Source organism: Chitinophaga ginsengisoli (assembly GCF_003014595.1).
Classification (GTDB): Bacteria; Bacteroidota; Bacteroidia; order Chitinophagales; family Chitinophagaceae; genus Chitinophaga; species Chitinophaga ginsengisoli.
In genome coordinates this window covers 147,115-166,974 of sequence record NZ_PYGK01000010.1, presented here as the reverse complement: position 1 = coordinate 166,974, position 19,860 = coordinate 147,115, and the positions used below count along the sequence as shown (strand labels likewise).

The 19,860-nt window shown below is 46.7% G+C and carries 18 protein-coding genes; 7 read left to right on the top strand and 11 right to left on the bottom strand.

All coding sequences use genetic code 11. The annotated features are described in order from the left end of the window. Positions 1-181: 181 nt before the first annotated feature. Positions 182-610: a hypothetical protein gene (locus CLV42_RS22480; RefSeq protein ID WP_106604169.1), complete on the bottom strand. Its 429-nt coding sequence runs from the start codon at positions 608-610 to the stop codon at positions 182-184. A 203-nt stretch (positions 611-813) separates the two neighbouring features. Between CLV42_RS22480 and CLV42_RS22475 the strand changes: the two genes are divergently transcribed. The 3 genes from CLV42_RS22475 to CLV42_RS22465 all read left to right on the top strand — a co-directional run bounded on the left by CLV42_RS22475 (position 814) and on the right by CLV42_RS22465 (position 5,756). Further along, positions 814-3,831, top strand: a complete 3,018-nt coding sequence (locus CLV42_RS22475) for an amidohydrolase family protein (protein WP_106604168.1) — start codon at positions 814-816, stop codon at positions 3,829-3,831. Positions 3,832-3,856: 25 nt separating this feature from the next. Next, positions 3,857-5,149, top strand: coding sequence for an amidohydrolase family protein (locus tag CLV42_RS22470; RefSeq protein WP_106604167.1), 1,293 nt, complete (start codon positions 3,857-3,859; stop codon positions 5,147-5,149). A gap of 103 nt (positions 5,150-5,252) precedes the next feature. Then, the gene (locus tag CLV42_RS22465; RefSeq protein ID WP_106604166.1) at positions 5,253-5,756 is read left to right on the top strand and encodes a pyridoxamine 5'-phosphate oxidase family protein; all 504 of its coding nucleotides are present in this window, start codon (positions 5,253-5,255) and stop codon (positions 5,754-5,756) included. Between the two features lie 91 nt (positions 5,757-5,847). Here the strand turns inward: CLV42_RS22465 and tyrS are convergent, their stop codons facing one another. Further along, positions 5,848-7,131, bottom strand: a complete 1,284-nt coding sequence (gene tyrS / locus CLV42_RS22460) for a tyrosine--tRNA ligase (protein ID WP_106604165.1) — start codon at positions 7,129-7,131, stop codon at positions 5,848-5,850. Between the two features lie 128 nt (positions 7,132-7,259). Here tyrS and CLV42_RS22455 point away from each other — a divergent pair, with 128 nt between their 5' ends. After that, positions 7,260-7,955 (top strand): TapB family protein, encoded by a 696-nt coding sequence (locus tag CLV42_RS22455; protein WP_106604164.1) that lies wholly within the window; start codon positions 7,260-7,262, stop codon positions 7,953-7,955. Positions 7,956-8,019: 64 nt separating this feature from the next. Here CLV42_RS22455 and rfbD read toward each other — a convergent pair whose 3' ends face one another. The 6 genes from rfbD to CLV42_RS22425 all read right to left on the bottom strand — a co-directional run bounded on the left by rfbD (position 8,020) and on the right by CLV42_RS22425 (position 14,019). Next, positions 8,020-8,883, bottom strand: a complete 864-nt coding sequence (rfbD, locus tag CLV42_RS22450; RefSeq protein WP_106604163.1) for a dTDP-4-dehydrorhamnose reductase — start codon at positions 8,881-8,883, stop codon at positions 8,020-8,022. After that, complete coding sequence (rfbC, locus tag CLV42_RS22445; RefSeq protein ID WP_106604162.1) at positions 8,884-9,450, bottom strand: dTDP-4-dehydrorhamnose 3,5-epimerase; 567 nt, start codon at positions 9,448-9,450, stop codon at positions 8,884-8,886. 2 nt (positions 9,451-9,452) lie between these two features. After that, positions 9,453-10,508, bottom strand: a complete 1,056-nt coding sequence (gene rfbB / locus CLV42_RS22440) for a dTDP-glucose 4,6-dehydratase (RefSeq protein ID WP_106604161.1) — start codon at positions 10,506-10,508, stop codon at positions 9,453-9,455. A gap of 93 nt (positions 10,509-10,601) precedes the next feature. Further along, positions 10,602-11,540: a UDP-glucuronic acid decarboxylase family protein gene (locus tag CLV42_RS22435; protein ID WP_245901718.1), complete on the bottom strand. Its 939-nt coding sequence runs from the start codon at positions 11,538-11,540 to the stop codon at positions 10,602-10,604. Positions 11,541-11,569: 29 nt separating this feature from the next. Next, entirely contained in the window at positions 11,570-12,883 is a 1,314-nt protein-coding gene (locus CLV42_RS22430) for a UDP-glucose dehydrogenase family protein (protein ID WP_106604160.1), read from the bottom strand. Next, positions 12,880-14,019, bottom strand: coding sequence for a DegT/DnrJ/EryC1/StrS family aminotransferase (locus CLV42_RS22425; RefSeq protein WP_106604159.1), 1,140 nt, complete (start codon positions 14,017-14,019; stop codon positions 12,880-12,882). The genes CLV42_RS22430 and CLV42_RS22425 overlap by 4 nt, the downstream gene beginning before the upstream one ends. 25 nt (positions 14,020-14,044) lie before the next feature. Between CLV42_RS22425 and CLV42_RS22420 the strand changes: the two genes are divergently transcribed. After that, positions 14,045-15,397: a 3-deoxy-D-manno-octulosonic acid transferase gene (locus CLV42_RS22420; RefSeq protein ID WP_170117605.1), complete on the top strand. Its 1,353-nt coding sequence runs from the start codon at positions 14,045-14,047 to the stop codon at positions 15,395-15,397. Here the strand turns inward: CLV42_RS22420 and CLV42_RS22415 are convergent. Beyond that, the gene (locus CLV42_RS22415) at positions 15,367-16,311 is read right to left on the bottom strand and encodes a hypothetical protein (RefSeq protein ID WP_106604157.1); all 945 of its coding nucleotides are present in this window, start codon (positions 16,309-16,311) and stop codon (positions 15,367-15,369) included. The genes CLV42_RS22420 and CLV42_RS22415 overlap by 31 nt on opposite strands. A gap of 128 nt (positions 16,312-16,439) precedes the next feature. On the opposite strand from CLV42_RS22415, the gene CLV42_RS22410 reads away from it, so the two are divergent. Continuing rightward, a complete protein-coding gene (locus tag CLV42_RS22410; RefSeq protein ID WP_106604156.1) occupies positions 16,440-17,012 on the top strand; it encodes a thymidine kinase in 573 nt (190 codons plus the stop codon). Between the two features lie 87 nt (positions 17,013-17,099). Here CLV42_RS22410 and CLV42_RS22405 read toward each other — a convergent pair whose 3' ends face one another. Together CLV42_RS22405 and accC are read right to left on the bottom strand one after the other, a co-directional pair. Next, positions 17,100-17,576: a GtrA family protein gene (locus tag CLV42_RS22405; RefSeq protein ID WP_106604155.1), complete on the bottom strand. Its 477-nt coding sequence runs from the start codon at positions 17,574-17,576 to the stop codon at positions 17,100-17,102. A 60-nt stretch (positions 17,577-17,636) separates the two neighbouring features. Then, a complete protein-coding gene (accC, locus tag CLV42_RS22400; RefSeq protein WP_106604154.1) occupies positions 17,637-19,121 on the bottom strand; it encodes an acetyl-CoA carboxylase biotin carboxylase subunit in 1,485 nt (494 codons plus the stop codon). Between the two features lie 39 nt (positions 19,122-19,160). Between accC and CLV42_RS22395 the strand changes: the two genes are divergently transcribed. Then, on the top strand, positions 19,161-19,826 hold the full coding sequence (locus CLV42_RS22395; RefSeq protein ID WP_106604153.1) for a heme exporter protein CcmB: 666 nt from the start codon (positions 19,161-19,163) through the stop codon (positions 19,824-19,826). The last annotated feature ends 34 nt before the right edge of the window (positions 19,827-19,860 follow it).

Sequence of the window (19,860 nt, the reverse complement as noted above, 5' to 3'; positions counted from 1 at the left end):
GCAGGTAGTGAAGCAGGTTAAATAAAGGTAAGATTGATATGGTGAGATGCAGTGGTATGACTGATATGCAGGATTTAATACAATCAGTCGGCATTACTGTAATGCCAATTGCAGGACCAGCAGGGATGGAACAACAATTCAATGGCGTCCTGCATTGCAGGTTATTGACAACCATATATCGTCAGCGGGCATTGCGTTTTTGTTGTCTCTTGTCCATTCTGGCTTCCATTTGTTCTTTCTTCTTCATTTCCCAGTCATTCCATTTCTTAAACTGGTCAGGCGTCAGCACTGATTTAAAACGTTGGCTGCGTTCTTCGTTCAATGCTTTTATCTGCTGCATCTTATCTTTTTTGGAAAGCGTGGTGTTATGCTTGAGTTCTTCCATACGACGGGTTATATCAGTGTTAATCGTATGAATGTCTTTGTCCTGCTGTCTGGAAAGGTTCAACCGCCGGTCAAGTTTATCGCTCATTTTATTAGCACGGTCTTCGGGTGTAAAGCGTACTTTTTTTGTTGTGGTGCTATCTCCTTGCTGCGCCATGCTGGTACCGCTGAAAGCCAGTAACAGACATACCAGCAGCCCACTGATCCGGATCATATGTCTTTTCATAAAAAGGGAATTGTTCTCCTGTTAAATATAGGTAATTACTGCAATATTAATACCAATCATCAAAAAACTTGATAAACATGCAGACAGCGCATTAATCATTTGTTATTTTTAAGGGTCAGCTGGTATTATCGCCTTGTAGAACCCTTCTGATAGTCAGGTTGCTATGAACCCAAAATCTAAACTAAATAGTCAAACAAAAGCCAATGAGTAAATTTTCTTTGCCGCGTAAGCGGCTTTCCCGTCTGTGTCTCCTGCTGGGCGGCCTGCTTGCGGGTAGTTATGCCCAAGCACAGGTGACCTTCCCTGTGAATGGTGTGGCTGACAACAGAGAAGGCTGTTATGCCTTTGTCAAAGCTACTATTGTAAAAAACGCAGGTACTGTTCTGAACAATGCTACCCTGGTGATCCGTAATGGCCGTATAGTGAGTGTTGGCAATGGGCCCGTACCTAAAGACGCTGTAGTGATCGACTGTGAAGGCAAATATATCTATCCCTCTTTCGTAGACCTGTATAGCGATTACGGCACACCTGCCGTGAAGAAAGCCCCGGGTGGTTACAGAAGTGAGGTACAGTTCCTGTCTGCCACAAAAGGCGCCTACGGCTGGAACCAGGCCATCAAGAGTGAAGTGAATGCAGCTACTGTTTTTACGATAGATGGCACTGAGGCAGAAGCACTCAGGAACGTAGGTTTCGGTACTGTATTGGCGCATCAGCAGGATGGTATAGCCCGTGGTACCGGCGTACTGGTAACGCTGGCAGATGGGCGTGATAATAAAGCGCTGATAAAAGAGAAAGCAAGTGCACATTATTCTTTCGATAAAGGAAGTTCTACACAGAACTATCCCAGCTCTTTAATGGGGAGCATTGCCCTGCTGCGGCAGACATATCTTGATGCCCAGTGGTATCAGTCACATCCGGCAAAAGAGGGTACTAACCTCACCCTGCAGGCCTGGAATGACAACCGTGCCTTACCGCAGGTATTTGAAGTAGCTGATAAATGGGATGTATTACGTGCAGATAAAATAGGCGACGAATTCGGTGTACAATATATCATCAAAGCCAGTGGTAATGAATATCAGCGTATGCCTGAAATGATCGCTACAAAAGCATCATTCATCCTGCCCTTAAACTTTCCTCAGCCTATAGATGTAGAAGATCCCAATGATGCGCGCTTTGTGGCCCTGAGTGAAATGAAACACTGGGAACTGGCCCCTACAGAAGCCGCTGCTTTTGAAAAGGCGAATATCCCTTTCTGCTTTACCGCTTCGGGATTGAAAGATGTAAAACAGTTGCTCGCAGCTGTAAGGAAATCTATTGAATACGGTCTCAGTGAACAGAAAGCATTGGATGCATTGACGCTGGCGCCTGCACGTATCATTAAGGCCGATGACCAGGTAGGTTCACTGGAAGCTGGTAAACTGGCTAACTTCCTGGTAACTTCCGGTACCCTTTTCAATGAGAATACTGTACTGTTTCAAAACTGGATACAGGGAAAAAAATATGTTGTAAAAGATGAAGGCTGGAAAGATGTGCGAGGTACCTATACACTCACTGTGAATCCCGGCAATACCAAATATACCCTTCTGTTAAAAGGAACAGCTGCCGCACCTGCACTGTCGCTCCTACAGCAGGATACACTGGCAGGTACTGTTACCATAAATGGTGAGCTGGTAAAACTGGCATTTCCTCTGAAAAAAGGTGGCGCTCAGTTACGCCTGAGCGGTATAGCTGGCGATGCAGAATGGACAGGTACAGGCGTAGATACAAGCGGAAAATGGGTGAAATGGAATGCGGTGTTCAGCGCTGCCTATACCAAACAGGATACAGCCAAACCAAAGACTGCTCCGCAGATCGGGAATATCTATTTCCCTTTCAATGGCTACGGATGGGAAACATTGCCTAAACAGCAGGATCTGCTGATAAAGAACGCCACCGTCTGGACAAACGAGCAGGAGGGTAAACTGGAAAATACAGATGTACTGGTACGCAACGGCAAGATCGCTCAGATAGGAAAGAACCTGCCTGCCGGTAATGCCCGCGTGATTGATGGTACAGGAAAACACCTTACAGCAGGTATCATTGACGAGCACTCGCATATCGCTATTTCCAAAGGAGTGAATGAAGGTACGCAATCAGTAACTTCAGAAGTGCGTATTGCAGACGTGGTAAATCCTGATGATGTGAACATCTACAGGCAGCTGAGTGGCGGTGTAACAGCCTCTCACCTGCTGCATGGTTCAGCCAATACTATCGGCGGACAGAGCCAGCTGATAAAGCTGCGCTGGGGTGCTGATGCAGAAGAACTGAAGTTTGCCGGTGCTGATCCGTTCATCAAATTCGCATTGGGTGAAAACGTGAAACAGTCCAACTGGGGAGAGCGTCAGCGTGAACGTTTCCCACAAACGCGTATGGGAGTGGAACAGGTATTGACAGACGCCTTTACCCGCGCCCGTGATTATGAAAAAGCAGGCGCAGACAAACGCCGCGACCTGGAACTGGATGCATTGGTAGAGATCCTGAACAGCAAGCGCTTTATTACCTGTCACTCTTACGTACAGAGCGAGATCAATATGCTGCTGCATGTGGCAGATACCTTCCACTTCCGGGTGAATACATTCACGCACATCCTCGAAGGATATAAGGTAGCTGATAAAATGAAACAACATGGCGCCGGCGCAGGAACCTTCGCAGACTGGTGGGCTTATAAGATGGAAGTACAGGATGCTATTCCCTACAACGCTACTATTATGCAACGTGTAGGGGTAAATGTTGCCATCAATTCTGATGATGCCGAAATGGCCCGCAGACTGAACCAGGAAGCGGCAAAAAGTATCAAGTATGGTAACATGACAGAAGAGGAAGCACTGAAACTGGTGACGCTCAATCCGGCTAAACTACTGCATGTAGACGGACATGTAGGTAGTATCAAAGCAGGTAAAGACGCTGACCTGGTACTCTGGAGTGATAACCCCCTTAGCGTCTATGCAAAGGCTGATAAAACGCTCGTAGACGGTATTGTATACTTCGACCGTGAGAAAGACCTGGAGCTGCGTCAGCGTATCAGCGCTGAGCGCAACCGCCTGGTGCAGAAAATGCTGGGAGAAAAGAAAAAAGGGACGCCTACTCAGAAAGCTGCTGCTACCGTAGACGAAATGTATCATTGTGAAGATCTGCAGGGAGGCCACCAGCAGCGCCTGACAGATGGAAATAACGAATTGTAATTGCCCGACGCATCAACTAAACATCATGAAACGGATCATATTAACATATATCACCGCGCTTTCCTGTACGGCTGCATTTGCCCAGGAAACAATATATCCTGCACCGCTGCAGGGAAAGACTGTATATCTCATCAATGCCACTATTCACGTAGGTAACGGACAGGTGATCGAAAATGGCGCACTGACCTTTTCCAATGGTAAGATCACTGCCATAGGTAATAATCTTCCTGCGCCCGGCGCCGATGGAACTATCATGGACCTGAAGGGAAATCATGTATATCCCGGCGTTATAGCACCACTGAGTAATCTTGGTCTGACGGAAGTGGAAGCTGTAAGGTCTACAAATGACTTCAGTGAAGTAGGTGAGATCAACCCTTCCGTACGTTCGCTGGTAGCGTATAATACCGACTCAAAAGTGATCAATACCCTGCGTTCCAACGGTATCCTGCTGGCACAGGTAACACCAGAAGGTGGAATGATACCGGGCTCCTCCTCCGTAGTACAGCTCGATGCCTGGAACTGGGAAGATGCTGCCTATAAGAAAGACGGGGCCATCCATTTCTATATGCCCAGCCTGTTGCCGCCGCCTTCTGTACCAGGACGTTTCCCTGTTACGAAAGATGTGGCTGCGGAATTTGCAGAAAAGACCGCGAAGGTGCGTACCTTCCTGCGTGAGGCAAAGGCCTATCTGCAGGAAGACAAACACAATGAAGTGAACCTGAAGTTTGAAGCTGTGAGAAAGCTTTTTACGAAAGAGCAGAAACTTTTCATTCACTGTAACTTCGTAAAGGAAATGCTGGTGGCTGTTGACTTTGCAAAAGAGTTTGGGATCGATGTAGTGATTGCTGGAGGAGCAGACTCCTGGATGATTGCAGATGTGCTGAAACAAAATAATATTGCCGTAGTGCTGATCCAGCCACATAGCCTGCCGGTATCGCAGGATGATGATGTTGATCAGCCATATAAAACAGCTGCTCAACTACAGCAGGCGGGCGTATTGTATTGCCTGAGCAATGAAGGCTTCTGGCAACAGCGTAACCTGCCTTTTGAAGCAGGTACAGCCAGCACCTATGGTCTTACCAAAGAACAGGCGCTGAGTGCGGTGACGCTAAATACAGCCCGCATCCTGGGTATTGATAAAAGTACCGGTTCCCTGGAAACAGGTAAAGATGCCAATATCGTTGTCAGTACCGGAGATTTACTGGATATGCGCAGTAGTGTTGTTACCCACGCCTTTATCCAGGGTAGGGAGCTCAACCTGGATAATAAACACAAACAGCTGTATGAGCGTTATAAACATAAGTACGGACTGAAGTAACTAATCAGGAAAATAGTTGAAAAGCAGGGTGTTGTACTAACAATACCCTGCTTTTTTTTGAGTTATGGCATGAATTTTTATTGTTCATAGCAAACACAGTAAAATGGGTGCAATCCTTAAAAGAGAAGATGCTATCCGGAAAGTCAGCGATCTGATCAACGAAGTACGGATATGCATGTTCACCACCATAGATGATCACGGACACGTCATTTCCAGGCCCATGGCCACTGTTGATGTGGATAAAGAGGGAAATGTATGGTTCTTTTCCAACGAATATTCGGGAAAAGTGACCCAGATTTCAGAGAATAACGAGCTAAACCTCATTTATTCCCATCCCGGTCATAATACTTACCTGAATATCTTCGGTATCGGTTCTATCATCGTTGACCGGGAGAAAATGAAGCAGTTATGGACACCTGCAGTAGAGGCCTGGTTCCCCGAGGGGGTTGATGATCCCCACTTATGTCTGCTGAAGGTAGATACAAAACAAGCCTGGTTCTGGGATAATTCTTCCAGTAAAATGGTGATCTTCTTTAATATGCTGACGTCGATTATTACAGGGAAGAAGTATCAGGAAGGGGAGCATGGGGAACTGGATATAGAGTAGAATAATTGTTACAGGTTCAACGGAAAGGCATTAAATAACAAAGGCCGGCAATGATGAAATGCCAGCCCTTGTTCTTATACTATTTTGGTATTTACTTTACTATTACCAGATTAAATTTATTACTGCCTCTCTGTACCAGTATATACTTGCCATTCAGCAGCTGGTTTTTGTTGACCACCATGTCTATCCCAGTCACCTTTACTTTGTTAACGCTGATACCATTGTTCTGTACCATCTTTCTGGCTTCACCTTTACTGGGCAGAATACCCGTTTCTGCCAGGAATGAAACGATATCTTTTCCTGTTTCCAATTCGGATGCGGCAAATTCAAACTGAGGAACACCGTCCATCACTTCCAGAAGTTGTTGTTCAGTTAGTGATTGCAATACGTCGGCAGTGTCTTTACCAAACAGCATTTCAGTTGCCTTTATAGCAAATTCATATTCCTTTTCACTATGGACAAAGATGGTAAGTTCCTGAGCCAGTCTTTTTTGGAGCAGCCGTAGATGAGGTGCCTGATCATGGGTTTTAATCAGTTCATCAATCTCTTCCTGATTAAGGAAAGTAAAGATTTTGATATAGTTTTTGGCATCTTCATCAGTTGTCTTCACCCAGAACTGGTAAAACAGATATGGAGACGTCTTCTGAGGGTCCAACCACACATTTCCTCTCTCTGACTTTCCGAACTTTGAGCCATCTGCTTTTTTTAACAGCGGACAGGTAAACGCAAACGCTTCACCATTCGCTTTACGGCGGACCAGCTCCGTACCCGTCACTATATTACCCCACTGGTCGGAGCCGCCCATCTGAAGCTTAACGCCCTTCGCAGTGTATAAATGATAAAAGTCGTATCCCTGAATCAGCTGATAGGTGAATTCTGTAAATGACATACCGCTGTCTCCTTCCAGTCTCCTTTTTACAGAATCTTTGGACATCATGTAGTTAACAGTAATGTGTTTACCTACGTCACGGATGAAATCCAGGAAGGAAATGTCTTTAAACCAGTCGAAGTTATTGACCATTTCAGCGGCATTAGGCTTTGCCGGATCAAAATCCAGGAATTTCTCTAACTGCGCCTTGATACCTTTCTGGTTGTGCGCCAGGGTATCCAGGTCCAGCATTTTCCGCTCTTCTGCTTTAAAGGAAGGATCGCCTACCATACCGGTAGCACCACCTACCAGCGCAAATGGCTTATGGCCAGCCCTTTGTAAGTGTACCAGCAGCAGGATCGGCACAAGGCTACCTATATGAAGGGAGTCTGCCGTAGGGTCAAATCCTACATAAGCACTGGTCATTTCTTTTAATAATTGCTCCTCTGTGCCCGGCATTATATCCTGCACCATTCCTCTCCAGCGTAATTCCTCTATCAGGTTCATGATTAATTGGGATAATTTTTGCAAACGTAAGAAAAGAATTTTAAACGATATGCGGGGGAACGGCTATGTACCTTAAATTCGTACATTGAATCCCGGATAAAACCGCCATCTTCTGTAAAGAGTACACTATGAGAAAAATCTTGTTTTTAATCGCATGTCTGTCGCTGACAGTCAGCGCATTAAGTGCCCAGGACTGTAAGAACTACTACTATATGCTGAACAATGCAGAAGTAGAGATGACCATGTTCGATGCAAAGGGGACTGCTGTCGCTAAGAATGTTTACAATGTATTGTCTGTCAGTAAGGAAGGGACTGCCAGCGTATCTGACTTTACTTCTACGCTTAAAGATGTAAAAGGAAAGACGATCTCTTCAGGAAAGGGAAAATTCAAGTGTAATGGAGGGGAGATCATGATTGATATGAAAATGTCCCTACCCAATCTTCCCCAGTTGCAGGACATGAAAATGGAGTCTGACGGGAATGCCTTTCTGAATTACCCGGCCAACCTGAAGGAAGGGCAGTCACTGCCGGACGGTGCTTTCGAAATGAGCGGTAACGTTAATGGCATGGATATGAGCCTCCAGTATAAAGTGAGCGACCGTAAGGTGTCTGGTAAGGAAAAGGTGACGACTGCTGGCGGTAGCTGGGATTGTTATAAGATCACTTACAACATGAGTCTCTCTATGAAAATGATGGGAATGAATATCCCGATGGAGATGGTGGCAGCAGAATGGTTTGCTCCTGGCTTTGGCGTAGTGAAAACGGAAACCTCCAAAGATGGTAAACTGGCCGGCCATATGGAGATTACCCATGTAAAGAAATAACCTGATGATATAAAAAAGAAAGCCTTCCGCCCTGACGGAAGGCTTTCTTTTTTTGAACCCGGTTTTACAGGCTTTTCAGGCACTCCTTCAGGCTCTCACGCCAGTGAAGGATCTGTAATCCGAAAGTATCTTTGATCTTTTGTTTGTTCAGGACACTGTAAGCCGGTCTTTTGGCCGGAGTGGGATACATATCAGAAGTGATAGGCGCCACGGTGCAGGATGCTCCTGTCAGCTCGCGGATAGCTACTGCAAAATCATACCAGCTGGTCACCCCTTCATTGCTGAAGTGATATACCCCGCCATAATTACCCGGCGCATCCCATACTTTAGTCAGGGCGCTTAGAATGGCTTTTGCCAGGTCTACTGCATAGGTAGGCGTACCTGCCTGGTCAAATACCACATTCAGGTGTTCTTTCTCCTGCATCAGCTCGCGCATACGTTTTACGAAGTTGACACCGAATTCGGAATACAACCAGGAGGTGCGTATCACGATCGTATCCGGATTAACGTCTACAGCGGCAGCTTCACCACGCAGTTTGGAACTTCCGTAGATGCTGGTAGGGCTGGCATCGTCAGTTTCTGTATAAGGCACGTTCTGTTTGCCGTCAAACACATAGTCAGTGGAAATATGTACCAGCCGCGCATTATGCTGCTGGCAAATATTAGCCAGGTTCAGTACTGCTTCAAAGTTCAGTTTGAAGGCCAGTTCCTCATCGTTCTCCGCCTTGTCTACCGCAGTATACGCCGCACAGTTGATACAGGCGTGTATTTCCTGCTGCGAGAAAAAGTTACTGACAGCTTCCTCACTGGTAATATCCAGCTCATTGAAGTCGGTATACACGAAGGAAAACCCGGAATAATCCGCAGCAATCTTTTTCAATGCTTGTCCCAGCTGGCCATTGGCGCCGGTTACCAGAATATTTTTCATTTAATTATTTGGATTGAAAACGAAGTTATGCGTACAGTTTTCGAGTGTAGGCAGCACGATATCCTTCTCTGACACAATAGCATCAGCCAGGTCAATACCCCAGTCAATGTTCAGTGCCGGATCATTATAGATAATACCTCCTTCACTGGCTTTATGATAAAAGTTATCGCATTTATACATCACCTCTGCTGTTTCACTTATCACGGAATAACCGTGGGCAAAGCCTTTCGGCACCAGCAGCTGTAATTTATTTTCAGCGCTCAGTTCTATGGTAAAAGCCTTACCATAAGTAGGAGAGCCTTTACGGATATCTACGGCCACATCTATGATCTTTCCTTCCAGTACCCTCACCAGTTTTGTCTGCGCATATGGCTCCAGCTGGTAATGTAATCCTCTCAGTACACCGTAGGTGGAACGAGCCTGGTTATCCTGTACAAAAGGCAGGTGTAATCCCTGCTGTTCAAAGGTTTGTGCGCTGTAGCTCTCAAAAAAGTAGCCACGGCTATCATTAAACACCCTGGGTTCGTATACTAATAACCCCGGTATCCCTGTTTCGGTAAATGGCATAGTTATCTCTTTTGATACTGCTCACTGTAATAATCCTGATACGACCCGCTGGTTACATGTTCCAGCCATTCTTCGTTGGAGAGGTACCATTCCACTGTTTTTTCAAGACCTTCTTCAAACTGGAGGGAAGGTGCCCAGCCCAGTTCTTTATTGAGCTTGGTAGCATCAATAGCATAGCGCAGGTCATGGCCGGCGCGGTCTTTTACGAAAGTGATCAGTTTAGCAGAAGTACCCGGTGCACGTTGGAGCTTTTTGTCCATGATGATGCACAGCAGGTTAATAAGGTCAATATTTTTCCACTCGTTGAAACCACCGATGTTGTAGGTTTCCCCTACGCGGCCCTTATGGAAAATAGTATCTATTGCTCTGGCATGATCTTCCACAAACAACCAGTCGCGTACATTCTCACCTTTACCATATACCGGCACCGGCTTGTTGTTCTTGATATTGTGGATAGCTAGCGGAATTAATTTTTCCGGGAAATGATTTGATCCGTAGTTATTGGAACAGTTGGATATAATAGCGGGCAAATGATAAGTGTGATAATATGCCTTCACAAAATGATCCGAACTTGCTTTAGAAGCAGAATAAGGGGAACGGGGATCATATGCAGTCTCTTCGGTGAAGAAACCTTCTTCTCCCAAACTACCATATACTTCATCGGTTGACACATGATAGAACAGTTTGCCCTCATAATTGTCTTTCCAATACTTCCTGGCAGCATTCAGCAGCACGGCAGTACCCATCACGTTGGTCTTGATAAAGGCCAGCGGATCCATGATAGATCTGTCCACATGACTCTCCGCCGCCAGATGGATCACGCCATCGAATTTATGCGTAGCAAACAGCTCATCGATGAATGATTCATCAGTAATATCACCTTTCACAAACTTGTAATTAGGCTTATCCTTGATGTCTTTCAGGTTTTCAAGATTACCGGCATAGGTTAGTGCATCCAGATTGATGATCTGGTAATGAGGGTAGTTATTGACAAATAACCTAACTACATGAGACCCAATAAATCCTGCGCCACCGGTGATTAATATGGTGTTGTGCATAATGATTATTTAATTTCGGGCTACAAATTACGAATTGCGGATGAACCTTTATCTAACCTGTTTAGGTAGTAAAGGCTCACCCGCTATCCGGAATTATTTATTCAGCGCCTGTTTGAAATATTCAAAAGTGATCTTCAGTCCCTCTTTCCTGTCCACTTTTGGCGCCCAGCCCAGTATTTCCTGTGCTTTCGTGATATCCGGTTTTCTTTGTTTCGGATCATCTTTAGGAAGTGGCTGATAGATAATCTTTTGTTTGCTGCCTGTCAATGCCAGGATCTCTTCTGCAAATTCTTTCAGGGTGATCTCTGCCGGGTTGCCGACGTTCACCGGAAGGTGATAATCGCTTAGCAACAGGCGGTAAATACCATCCACGAGGTCAGATACATAACAGAAAGAGCGGGTCTGGGAACCATCGCCAAAAACGGTGAGGTCCTGTCCGGTCAGCGCCTGGCTCATGAAAGCTGGCAGTGCACGGCCATCATCGAGGCGCATACGCGGACCATAGGTATTAAAGATCCTGATGATCCTTGTATCTACACCATGGAAATTGTGATAAGCCATGGTGATGGATTCCATGAAACGTTTAGCTTCGTCATACACGCCACGGGGACCTACCGGGTTCACATTACCCCAGTATTCTTCCGGCTGTGGATGCACTGTCGGATCGCCATATACCTCAGATGTAGACGCCACCAGGATACGTGCCTTTTTTTCTTTGGCAAGACCCAGCAGGTTGTGCGTACCTAATGAACCCACCTTCAATGTCTGGATAGGCATTTTCAGGTAGTCGATAGGGCTGGCTGGAGAAGCAAAGTGCAGGATGTAATCCAGTTCACCTGGTACATGTACGAATTTGCTTACATCATGATGGTAATATTCAAATTCCGGTAAAGGAAAAAGATGTTCTATATTCTTGATGTTGCCGGTCAGGAGATTGTCCATCCCTACAACACGGTATCCTTCTTTAATAAAGCGATCACACAGGTGTGATCCCAGGAAGCCGGCAGCGCCGGTAATTAGTACTCTTTTCATTTCAATAGGCATTTTCAATGTGTGATAAGTTAGTTAGTAGCAGCAGCGCGTCCGACACTTTCGTAATGGAAACCCAGTTCAGCCATGCGGGCTACATCAAACAGGTTCCTTCCGTCGAATATCAGTTTATTTTTAAGAGAAGTGCCGATCTTGTCAAAATCAGGTGTCCTGAACACGCTCCATTCTGTAGCAATGATCAGGGCGTCTGCATCTGCAAGGCATTCATACTGGCTGGAGGCATATGTAACTTTGTCACCAATGAGACGGTGCACATTTGCCATTGCTTCAGGATCAAATACCGTTACAGTCGCTCCTGCAGCCAGCAGGGCATCTATCATGTATAATGCCGGTGCTTCGCGGATGTCATCTGTATTAGGTTTGAAGGCCAGTCCCCAGAGTGCGAAATGTTTGCCTTTCAGTTCATCTTTGAACCATGCCTCGATCTTTGGCATGAGGAACAGTTTCTGCCGCTCATTCACATCCATTACTGCCGTCAGTATTTTGAACTCATACGCGGCATCTTCAGATGATTTTACCAGCGCCTGCACATCTTTCGGGAAGCAGCTGCCGCCGTAACCAATGCCAGGGAACAGGAAGCGTTTACCGATCCTGTCGTCGCTGCCCACACCTCTGCGTACCATATCCACATCAGCGCCCAGTTTTTCGCACAGAATAGCGATCTCGTTCATGAAAGAGATCTTGGTGGCCAGGAAGGAGTTCGCTGCATATTTAGTCAGTTCTGCAGATTTCTCATCCATGTACAGTATAGGGTTACCCTGACGCACGAACGGCGCAAACAGGTCTCCCATTACTTTACGCGCCCTTTCTGAGCGGGTGCCGATCACCACGCGGTCAGGTTTCATAAAGTCATCTACCGCTACTCCTTCACGCAGGAACTCCGGATTGGAGACTACATCAAAAGGATGTTTGCAGTGTCGCGCAACGGTAGCCTGTACCTTTTCGGCAGTGCCTACGGGTACAGTACTTTTATCAACAATCACTTTGTAATCTGTGATGAGCTTTCCCAATTCATCTGCTACACGCAGAATATAGGAAAGGTCAGCAGATCCATCTTCGCCCGGAGGTGTAGGCAGGGCAAGAAAGATCACTTCCCCATGTTTTACACCATCAGCGAGATTGGTAGTGAAATGAAGACGTTCTTCTTTGAGGTTACGCTCGAACAATTTCTCAAGTCCAGGTTCATAGATGGTGATCTGCCCGTTGGAGAGCTTGTTGACTTTGTTGACATCTATGTCAACGCAGACAACGTCATTGCCCGTCTCAGCGAAGCAGGTACCTGTAACCAGGCCTACATAGCCTGTACCTACTACTGTAATTTTCATTTGGAGTTTTGGTTTAAGAATGATTTAACTGAATCAATGATGTACTGTAGCTGGTCAGCGTCCATCTCAGTATGTATCGGTAATGAAATGACCTTTGAGGTAAGGTTGTCTGTAACCGGAAGATTGAATTCAGCACCACCGAAATTCTCGAACATTTTTTGACGGTGTGCAGGAACAGGATAATAGATCATTGCAGGTATCTTGCGTTCCGCAAGATATTGTTGTAATTCATTGCGGTCAGCGCCGTTCAGCTGCAGTGTATACTGATGATATACATGATAGCTGTTGCCGGCTCTGTATGGAGTAGTGATCTGTGGGATGCCTGCAAAACCGGCATCATAAGCATCCGCTACAGCGCGACGTGCTTTAATATATTCATCCAGCAATGGTAGTTTGATATTCAGTACAACCGCCTGCAGCGTATCGAGGCGGGAGTTTACACCCACTACATCATGGTAGTAACGGGCAGATTGTCCGTGATTGGCAATCATTCTTATTTTAGCGGCCAGCGCATCATCATTGGTGAAGATAGCGCCACCATCTCCGTAGCAACCCAGGTTTTTGGAAGGGAAGAAGGAGGTACATCCTATCTGTCCGATTGCACCCAGTTTCTGGGTAGTGCCGTCAGAAAAAGTATAATGTCCGCCTATCGCCTGTGCATTATCTTCAATAACAGGGATATTATGTTTCCTGGAGATCTCCATAATAGGCTCCATTTCTGCACTATGACCATACAGGTGTACAGGAACAATCGCCTTTGTTTTTGGTGTAATCGCTTTTTCTACCTGCACAGGGTCCAGGCAGAATGTTTTAGGATCTACGTCCACAAATACAGGTTTCAGCTGTAACAGGGCAATCACCTCCGCAGTAGCAATGAAAGTGAAGGAAGGAGTGATCACTTCATCGCCCGGTTGAAGATCGAGCGCCATCATGGCTATTTGCAGTGCATCGGTACCATTGGCACAGGGAATGACATGTTTTACACCGAGGTAAGTCTGCAGCGCATTGGTGAATTGTTGTACTGGTGCACCATTAATAAAAGCAGCATTATCGAGCACTTCAGTCATCGCAGCATCTACCTGCGGCTTTATTTTCAAGTATTGGCGTTTTAAATCCACCATTTGAATAGGAACCATGTGTGGGATAGATATTTTGTTTAAAGTGAGCAAATTTACAAAAATTGACATAGGATGGGCAGTATCTTTGCAGCCGATCCAAAAAACAGTTAAAGTACCTTCAGGCATGCCGGTAAGCACCATCATATACAATCTGGGAATAAGAGGATACAAAGCAGGAGTGGCCCTGGCCGCAGCTACAGGCAATGCCAAGGCCCGGAAGTGGCTGGAAGGGCGCCGCCACTGGAGAACGGCGCTGGAACAGCACCTGCCCAATGCCGGTCCCATCGTTTGGATACATGCCGCCTCCCTGGGAGAGTTTGAACAGGGACGCCCTGTCCTGGAAGCCCTCCGGCAGCAATATCCGCATTGTAAGATCCTGCTTACCTTTTTCTCGCCCTCAGGTTATGAGGTGCGTAAAGACTATCCCGGTGCGGACTATGTCTGCTATCTGCCCCTGGACACACCTCAGAATGCAAAGGATTTTATCCGTATCGTAAAGCCGGCCCTGGCCATCTTTATCAAATACGAGTTCTGGTACCATATGCTCACACGCCTCTACCGGGAAAAGGTGCCGGTACTCCTTATTTCGGGTATATTCAGGCCAGGACAGCCTTTCTTCAAACCCTACGGTGGTATGTTCCGGAAGCTGTTGCAGCAGTTCAGCTACATTTTTGTGCAGAACAGGGAATCCATGTCCCTGCTGGAACAGATAGGCATCCAACACACAGCCCTGGCGGGCGATACCCGCTTTGACAGGGTCTGGGCCCTACAGGAGGAAGAACGCTCACTGCCCGGTATCGGAGCATTTATTGGTACCCGGCAGGCTATTATCGCCGGAAGCACCTGGGATGCAGATGAAACCCTGCTGGCCGCGTGGTGGAAGCAACAACAGGACAAGGATGGCCCCTGCCTCGTCATTGCTCCTCATGAAATAGAGATGGCTCATATCAGTAAGCTGCTGGAATTGTTCCCGGAAGCCATAAGATATACTGCATGGATAAAAACAGAGAAGAAGCAACCGGGGCGTGTATTGCTGATAGATAATATAGGCATGCTGTCGGTATTATACCGCTATGCTGCTATAACTTATGTGGGAGGAGGTTTTGGGAAAGATGGCATTCACAATATACTGGAACCCGCTACCTATGGCAAGCCTGTACTGTTCGGGCCTGTATTCCATAAATACCCGGAAGCCGCTGCATTGATCGCTGCCGGCGGAGGCATCAGCATTCATGATCTGAGTACTTTTGATACACAGATGGGCAAGCTGTTGCAGGATGAATCCATCCGCCTGCAAGTAGGCGCCAACGCCAAAGACTATGTGGCTGAAAACAAGGGAGCTACCAGTAAAATACTACAGTATATTCAGGAAAAACGCTTCTTGACGAGGTTGTAGAACTGCCTTACAGTACGGTTGTCGTCCACCCATCCCTGACGGATCTTTAATTCTCTTTCAATCCAGTATTCCGCTTCCTGCAGAGAATGCAACTCGTTGATGGTCTTAACGGAACGTTCGTAAGTATCTACATCACCGCGGAATAATTCCTGTATGAACTGGAATTTATCATTGATCCCGATAGCCTGGCGCAGGTCTTTGACCGGAATTTCATTGAATCGGTCTCCCAATTCCGTCTGCGTTTGCTTCAGGCGATCGTTGAGTGAGGTAGTGTTCTGAGCGATCATTTGGTTCAGCTCTTTCAGCTCCTTATGTACACCGTTGGTTTCAGGCTTTTTCTCGCCGTTGACCGATGGCGTGCTAACCACCGGTTTCGGTACATCTGTATTACTATAGATGGTAACGAAGGCCGGTTTCCTGTCCGGAGCCTGTTCCGTTTGCGGAGGAGTGAAAGAAGGAGCCGCAGCGGTAGATGGATAGGAAGTAGCGCCGTTGGTGGCAGCAACTGTAGGTTGAGGAGCATTGACAGGAACATCGGCGTGCCCGTTCATCGTAGCCGCAGGTGCTGCTGCGGGTTTGGGTAGGGACGTGTTTTGCAACGGTAACATTAAGGTCGATGCCTCCGTTACGGGTTCCTGTTTATTTTCCGGTAATGTCTCTCTGGATGATGTTGTTACAGGTACTTCAACAATAATAGTGGCTGGAGTCGCCGTCGTTGTAAGGGGAGTAGCTGGCATGATCACTGCAACATGGCTGTCCTGCCTTTGCTGTATGCGTTCCTCCTCCCTTTGAAGATTCCTTGCGTGTAAGATCTCTGCCTGTAAAAGCTGTACATAGTACGATATCGACTGCAGCCCGGCGTTTGAGTTCTTTAATTCCTGTAACTTATCAATTAATGCACTTATTTTTTCCATAGCAGTAAAAAAAATAAATTGAATGCAAAATGCGTTCCATGCCTTAATTGTTAACGCGATATGGGGGAATTTATTTTATTTGCATAAAGTTAGGGCATTTTAATTAACTGTTAATCAAATACTAAAATATGTTTATTGAACCTTCTCTAGCAGGAGGGCGAAGAGGGTGGATAGAAGTAATCTGTGGCTCAATGTTTTCCGGGAAGACGGAGGAATTGATCAGAAGATTGAAACGGGCCCGGATAGCCAACTTAAAAGTAGAGATCTTTAAACCGGTGATTGATACACGTTACGACGTGCAACACATCGTATCTCACGATGAAAGCCGTATCATCAGCACACCACTGGAAAACTCCCAGCAAATATTGCTCCTGGCGCAGGAAGTCGATGTCGTGGGCATTGACGAAGCACAGTTCTTTGACGGTGAATTGCCCGAAGTTTGTGATCAGCTGGCATTGCGTGGTATCAGGGTAATAGTGGCGGGGCTGGACATGGATTACCTGGGCAAGCCCTTCGGACAGATGCCTTTCCTGCTGGCAAAGGCCGACTATATTACCAAGCTCCACGCCATCTGTGTAAAATGTGGCAATATCGCCAATTACTCCTACCGGAAGACGAAAGAAAAGAGCACCGTATTGCTCGGAGAAACAGACGTGTACGAGCCCCGATGCAGGCATTGCTATTATAACAATGTAGACTGATGTACACCGCGCATATAATTGAAAAGGCCGTATCAGAATCACCTGATACGGCCTTTTCAATTATATCTTTAACTTTTGTGACGAGTGTCAGGCCTCTTTCACCTTAAACGTGAATTTCTTCTGTGTCAGATAGCTGAACCCTACTACAAAGATGGTTGTCAATATTTTAGCAATCGTTGGATAGATGTGCAGATAATCAACGAATAGCTTCATAAATCCATAGTTCAGGCAGATACAGATGCCCACCAGCATAAAATAGCGGACCAGCTGTATCCTTCCTTTCAGGTTGGATTCAGAGAAGACGATGTATTTACTCAGCAGGAAACCTGTAGGGAATGTAACCGTCATGGCCATAAACAATGCAGCAATATGCGGACTGATGGTCAGGAAGGAGAAATGTACAGGTTTTTCATTCAGGATGAAATGGTAGCTGATGTAATACAATAGGATATCCATCGCCGTATTACCGCTGCCACAGGCAAGGTAACGGAAGGTTTGCAAAGGCATCAGCTTTGCGAAGGGTTGGTAAAAAAAATCTAATACCAGTAAAATGAACCTTTTCATAAAATATTTGTACAGCAACAAAACTAGTCAGTTTTACCGTTACTGTACTGCGCTTTTATATTATCTTAACAATTTTCTGTTCTTCCAAAGTTTTTGCTGCAGGTTCACAGGTTGCTGTTTATCCCTGCGTTGCTGGTCCTGCCATACCTGTACGGCCAGTATGGCCGCGGCTTTTGCCGCTTCAGGGTCCGAATGGTCCAGCGATTGCGGGGTAAAATACTTCCCGATAAAATTAGTGTCAAAAGCGCCATTAATAAATGCGGGCTGTTGCAGCGCCCAGCTGCCGAATGGCAGCGTAGTACGGATGCCTTTTACATGGTATTCACTGATAGCACGCAGCAGCCGTTCCCTGGCTTCTTCCCGGTCGACTCCCCAGGCTATCAGTTTGGAGATCATAGGATCATAATAGATGGGGATGTCCATTCCCTGCTCATAACCGTCATCTACGCGAATGCCATAACCCTGCGGACGCACATAGGTGGTGAGTGTACCCGTGTCAGGTAAGAAGTTATTGGCCGGATCTTCCGCACAGATGCGCAGTTCGATGGCGTGTCCGTTTATTTTAAGGTCGGCCTGACTAAAGGCGAGCTTTTCGCCCCTGGCCACCCGGATCTGCTCTTTTACCAGGTCCAGCCCTGTGATCATTTCCGTAACAGGGTGTTCCACCTGCAGGCGGGTATTCATTTCCAGGAAATAAAACTGCAGATTTTCGTCTACGAGGAACTCAACGGTGCCGGCCCCATAATACTGGCAGGCGCGGGCTACATCCAGTGCACATTTACCCATTGCTTCCCGGATGTCGGGTGTCAGGCAGGAGGAGGGCGCCTCCTCGATCAGTTTCTGGTGCCGTCTCTGTATAGAGCACTCACGCTCAAACAGATAAACATAATTGCCGTGCTGATCGCCCAGTACCTGGATCTCGATATGCCGGGGCGCGCCTACATACTTCTCAATGAATACCGCATCATCTCCAAATGCACTCATGGCCTCACTTTTGGCCAGTCTGACTTGTTCTTCCAGCTCATCGGCATGGTTGACCACCCGCATCCCCTTACCTCCACCACCGGCGGAAGCCTTGATCAGGATGGGGAATCCGGTCTTTTTTACCACTTCCCTGGCCTCATCGATACTGCGCAAGGGCGTTTCAGTACCGGGTACCATGGGAACGCCAAACCGCTGGGCTGCCTGTTTAGCCGCCAGCTTGCTACCCATTACCTCAATGGAGGAGGGGCTGGGACCAATAAAGGTAAGGCCGGCATCTTTTACCGCCTGTGCAAAACGGGCATTCTCACTGAGAAAACCATATCCGGGATGGATAGCGTCTGCCCCGGTCTGCCGGGCAGCGCCCATGATCTTATCTGTCAGCAGATAGGATTGGTTGGAGGGGGCCGGGCCTATACACACCGCTTCATCTGCATATTGTACAAATGGCATAGCACGGTCGGCCTCGGAATATACGGCTACTGTTGCGATGCCCATTTCCCTGGCTGATCGCATAATGCGCAGTGCAATCTCACCACGGTTGGCTACCAGTATTTTTTTCATGGAAGCGAATATAAGTGATTCTCCTATCTTTGCGCCAACATGAAATCTAGCCCTTTCAGACAAACAATCACCCTGGTAAAAAAGGACATACTGCTGGAATTGAGGCAGAAGTATGCCTTTTACGGTATCCTCTTATATATTATATCTACCGTATTTGTGATTAACCTGATGATCAATAAGCCGGAGGAAAAGCTTTGGAATGCACTTTTCTGGGTGGTGCAGCTGTTCGTGGCCGTTAATGCCGTTGCCAAAAGCTTCCTGCAGGAAAACAGGGGCCGTCTCCTGTATTTCTATTCCCTCGTACATCCCCGCAGCTTTATAGTGGCCAAATTGATCTACAATGTTATATTGATGTCCGTCATGACACTGATCACGATCGTGTGTTGTATGATGTTCCTGGGCAATCCGGTTACCAGTTTCCTGTATTTTACAGGAATATGCCTGTTGGGCGGTATCAGTCTGTCCCTGCTTTTTACCATGCTGGCGGCTATTGCGGCCCAGGCCAACCAGAATGCCGCATTGATGGCTATTATGGGGTTCCCGATCATGCTGCCCCTGCTCATGCTGCTGTCTAATATCGCCAAGTCTTCTTTCATCACAGTATACCAGCCAGGATTGCCCAAAATGTTCCTTATGTTAGGAAGCATGGACATCCTGATCATTGCCCTGTCGCTGGTTTTATTCCCATTTTTATGGAAAGATTAACAACCTGAGCCCGGATGACGGGAAACAGGTTACT